The sequence below is a fragment of the Thioclava dalianensis genome (genome assembly GCF_000715505.1).
Taxonomy (GTDB): domain Bacteria; phylum Pseudomonadota; class Alphaproteobacteria; order Rhodobacterales; family Rhodobacteraceae; genus Thioclava; species Thioclava dalianensis.
In genome coordinates this window covers 1-4,253 of sequence record NZ_JHEH01000074.1, presented here as the reverse complement: position 1 = coordinate 4,253, position 4,253 = coordinate 1, and the positions used below count along the sequence as shown (strand labels likewise).

Genomic DNA, 4,253 nt, shown 5'->3' with positions numbered 1-4,253 from the left:
CGATTTCAGAAAGTTAATGGCGGAGACGAAGGGATTCGAACCCTCGAGACCCTTCCGGGCCTACTCCCTTAGCAGGGGAGCGCCTTCGACCACTCGGCCACATCTCCGCCGACGCGTCTAGCAGTGCTTGTGGCGGGGAAACAAGGCAAAAAATACGCGAGGGGCGGATTTTTCTGTGCAGAGCGCGTTCGGAGCGAGATCTGCAAGGGTCTCGCGCCCCGGCTCTCGCCTGCAACACAAAAGAATTTGGAACATCCGCGCCAAACCTGCCGTTGGACGGGTGTCACGCCTCGGCATGACCGGGGCCGTCTCTGACATCTGATTCAAAGGAGGAACCCATGAACATCTCCAGTTCCAGGGCGCAGTTTTCCAATCAGGACGCCTACCCGACCCGCCTCAAGGATAGCGAGCGCATCACCAAGCGACGGGATCCGGTCTTGTGGAAAGACTGGGATCAGAGCGCACCGATCTCGCAGGCTGAGGCGCAACACTATGAGGACAAGGGCTATCTGATCTGCAACGATCTGTTCGACGCACGAGAGGTGCAAAAGCTGATCGACACGTCCGCGGAGCTAAGGGCGGGCGCAGACGGGATTCGCTCTGAGGATCTCATACGCGAACCCAACGCGCAGGCCGTGCGCACGGTGTTCCGCCTCGACGAGCACAGCGCCGTATTTGCCAGGCTGGCCCGCGACGCCCGGCTGCTGAATGTGGCGCGGTTCTTGCTGGGCGATGAGGTCTATCTCCATCAAAGCCGCCTCAACTACAAACCGGGTTTTACCGGCAAGGAGTTCTACTGGCATTCGGATTTCGAGACTTGGCATGCCGAGGACGGTTTGCCGAGAATGCGCGCGGTGTCTGCCTCGGTCCTTCTGACCGATAACAGCGCGCTGAACGGGCCGCTCATGCTGATCCCCGGATCGCATAAGTCCTTTATAGGCTGCCACGGCGAGACGCCGGATGCGAACCACAAGACAAGCCTCAAACAGCAAGAGGTTGGCGTGCCCTCGCGCGATGTGCTTGAACGGCTAGCCTCTGAAGCCGGAATTGATGCGGCCACCGGCCCGGCAGGCACCGTGATCTTTTTCGAATGCAATACGCTGCACGCCTCGAACGGCAATGTAACGCCCGATCCGCGTTCTAATGCGTTTTTCGTCTATAACGCGATCTCGAACCAGCCCTGTGCGCCCTTCGCAGCCGCAAAGCCACGGCCGGAATTTCTCGCAAATCGCGGGGCCGCGCAGCCGCTGAGCCCCTTGAAAGGCGGTCTGTTTGAGGACTGATCCTCGCATGTACGCGAGAGCGACCGCCCTGCCCCTACAGGCTCACGGCGGCGCTTTCCACGACCGCCTCCATAGCCACGAAGCTCGAGGTCGAATGCACGAAGGGCAGCGACGAGAGCTGATCGCCCATCACCCGGCGATATTCAGCGATGTCGCGGGTCCGCACCTTCAGGAGGTAGTCGAAATTCCCCGCGATCATGTAGCATTCCTCGATGGCAGGCACGGTGGCGACGGCTGCGTTGAATTTGCTCAGCGCCGCCTCTCGCGTATCGCTCAGACGCACCTCGACATAGGTGATATGGCTCAATCCAAGCTTGATCGGAGACAGCATAGCTCGGTAGCCTGCAATCAACCCGCTCTCTTCAAGAGCGCGGATGCGGGCCGCCACGGGCGTCTTCGACAGACCCACGCGGCGCGCAAGATCGGTGATAGAGATACGCGCGTTTCTCTGAAGTTCGTAGATAATTTTTCGGTCGATCGCGTCAAGATCCATACGTTTCACCGTTTTCGGGGCCAAATAAGGACGATTGGCCTAGGATATTGGATGATTTTAGCGCCACGCGCTAGTGTCGACTCGGTATTCGTAATAAATTCTTAAGGAGTGTGCCGCCCATGACAGACCGTTTTTCCGCCTTCACCGCTCAGGCGAAACATGCCGATGAGCCGACCCTGATCGCAGATCTGGTCGCTCAGGCAAACCTCTCCAAAGATACGCGCGTGGCGATTTCCAAACGCGCAGAGACGCTGGTCTCGCGGATCCGGACCGAGGCCCAGCCCACCTTGATGGAGCATTTCCTTGGCGAATATGGGCTCTCCACCAGCGAAGGCGTGGCGCTGATGTGCTTGGCTGAGGCGATGCTGCGCGTGCCCGATGCCGAGACGGTCGATGCGCTGATCGAGGATAAGATCGCGCCGTCGGATTGGGGCAAGCATCTGGGCACGGCCTCGTCCTCGCTGGTCAATGCGTCAACTTGGGCACTGATGCTGACGGGCCGCGTGCTTGAGGACGAAAAGCCCGGCGTGGCCGGTGTGCTGCGCGGCGCAATCCGCCGTCTGGGCGAGCCGGTGATCCGCATGGCAGTGACCCGTGCAATGAAGGAAATGGGTCGCCAATTCGTGCTGGGCCAGACCATCGAGGCGGCGCTGGACCGGGCCAAGACGCGTGAGAAACAGGGCTATACCTACAGCTACGACATGCTGGGCGAGGCCGCGATGACCGCACGCGATGCGGCGCGCTACAAGGACTCCTATTCTCAGGCGATCAGCGCGATTGCCAAATCCTGCACCCATGGCTCGGTCGAGGCCAATCCGGGAATTTCGATAAAGCTCTCGGCACTGCATCCGCGCTATGAGGTCGCGCAATCCGAACGCATCATGACCGAACTGGTGCCGGTTGTGCGCGAACTGGCGCGTCGGGCGAAAGCCGCCGGTATGGGGCTCAATATCGATGCCGAAGAGCAGGACCGACTGGTGCTGTCGCTGCGCGTGATCGAGGCTGTGCTCTCTGATCCCGAACTGGCCGGCTGGGACGGGTTTGGCGTCGTGGTGCAGGCCTATGGCAAGCGCGCGGGGCTGACCATCGACTGGCTCTATGCTCTGGCCGAGCGGCTGGACCGCCGGATCATGGTGCGGCTGGTGAAGGGCGCCTATTGGGACACCGAAATGAAACTGGCACAGGTCGAAGGGCTGGAGGATTTCCCGCTCTACACCTCGAAATCGGCCACCGATGTCAGCTATATCGCCCATGCCAAGACGCTCCTGTCCTATGCCGACCGGATCTATCCGCAATTTGCCACGCATAACGCACATACCGTGGCCGCGATCCTTGAGCTGGAGTCTGGCGAGAAGTTCGAATTCCAGCGCCTGCACGGCATGGGCGAGCGTCTCCATGACATCGTGATCAAGCAAACCAAGGGCCGCTGCCGGATCTATGCGCCGGTCGGCGCGCATCGTGACCTGCTGGCCTATCTGGTTCGCCGCCTGCTTGAGAACGGGGCCAACAGCTCCTTCGTGCACCAGATCGTGGATGAGGACGTGCCGCCTTCGGAGATCGCCCGCGATCCCTTCGAAGAGGCGCATATCGCGCCTTCCGGCCTGCAAGCGCCCGCCGATCTGTTCGGAGAGCGCGGCAATTCCAAGGGTTTCGATCTGAGCGATGAGGAAACGCTGGCCCGGATCGAGGCGGCGCGCTCGGGTGCGATCCCCGATGCCGCCCCGCTGACCGCCGGACGCGCTGAAGGCACCGCACGCATGCTGCGCAACCCCGCCACCGGTGAAGATGTGGCGCAGGTGATCGAGGCCGATGAGACGACCGTCGCCGAGGCAATCGGCAATGCCACCCCTTGGGCCGCCAGCCCCGCCGAGCGGGCCAAGGTGCTGCGCCGCGCCGCCGAGCTTTATGAGCAGAATTACGGCCCGATCTTCGGCGCCGTCTCGCGCGAGGCCGGGAAATCGCTGCCCGATGCGGTGGCCGAGCTGCGCGAAGCCGTTGATTTCCTGCACTATTACGCAGCCCAAGGTGCTGCGCTCGATGCCGCCCCGCGTGGCGTCTTTGCTGCGATCAGCCCGTGGAACTTCCCGCTCGCGATCTTCACCGGCCAGATCTCGGCCGCGCTGATCGCAGGCAATGCGGTGCTGGCCAAACCGGCCGAGCAGACCCCGCTGATCGCCGCAATCGCGGTGCGTCTGCTGCATGAGGCGGGCGTGCCCAAAACGGCTCTGCAACTGCTGCCGGGCGACGGGGCCACGGTCGGCGCCGCGCTGACCTCGGATCCGCGCATTAACGGCGTCGTGTTCACTGGCTCGACCGAGACCGCGCATCTGATCCGGCGCAGCATGGCCGAGCATCTGGCCCCCGGCGCGCCGCTGATTGCGGAGACGGGCGGGCTCAACGCGATGATCGTCGATTCCACGGCCCTGCCGGAGCAGGCCGTGCGCGATATCGTCGCCTCGAGCTTCCAATCGGCGGGG

3 protein-coding genes and 1 tRNA gene are annotated in these 4,253 nt (G+C 62.4%); 2 read left to right on the top strand and 2 right to left on the bottom strand.

Going from position 1 to position 4,253, the window contains the following annotated elements; translation table 11 throughout:
• Window positions 1-17: 17 nt before the first annotated feature.
• Window positions 18-107 (bottom strand) — tRNA-Ser (locus tag DL1_RS20405).
• A gap of 231 nt (window positions 108-338) precedes the next feature.
• Here DL1_RS20405 and thpD point away from each other — a divergent pair.
• Window positions 339-1,283: an ectoine hydroxylase gene (thpD, locus tag DL1_RS20400; RefSeq protein WP_038070165.1), complete on the top strand. Its 945-nt coding sequence runs from the start codon at window positions 339-341 to the stop codon at window positions 1,281-1,283.
• A 34-nt stretch (window positions 1,284-1,317) separates the two neighbouring features.
• Here thpD and DL1_RS20395 read toward each other — a convergent pair whose 3' ends face one another.
• Window positions 1,318-1,776 carry an Lrp/AsnC family transcriptional regulator gene (locus tag DL1_RS20395; protein WP_038070163.1) on the bottom strand — a complete coding sequence of 153 codons (459 nt, stop codon included), beginning with the start codon at window positions 1,774-1,776 and terminating at the stop codon, window positions 1,318-1,320.
• A 119-nt stretch (window positions 1,777-1,895) separates the two neighbouring features.
• Between DL1_RS20395 and putA the strand changes: the two genes are divergently transcribed.
• Window positions 1,896-4,253 (top strand): bifunctional proline dehydrogenase/L-glutamate gamma-semialdehyde dehydrogenase PutA (gene putA, locus DL1_RS20390; RefSeq protein WP_038070160.1); only part of this gene is annotated, 2,358 nt, incomplete at its 3' end.

Excerpts from the sequence above, each read along its gene's own strand:
- DL1_RS20395 (WP_038070163.1), bottom strand. The coding sequence starts at position 1,776 with ATGGATCTTGACGCGATCGACCGAAAAATTATCTACGAACTTCAGAGA.
- thpD (WP_038070165.1), top strand. The coding sequence starts at position 339 with ATGAACATCTCCAGTTCCAGGGCGCAGTTTTCCAATCAGGACGCCTAC.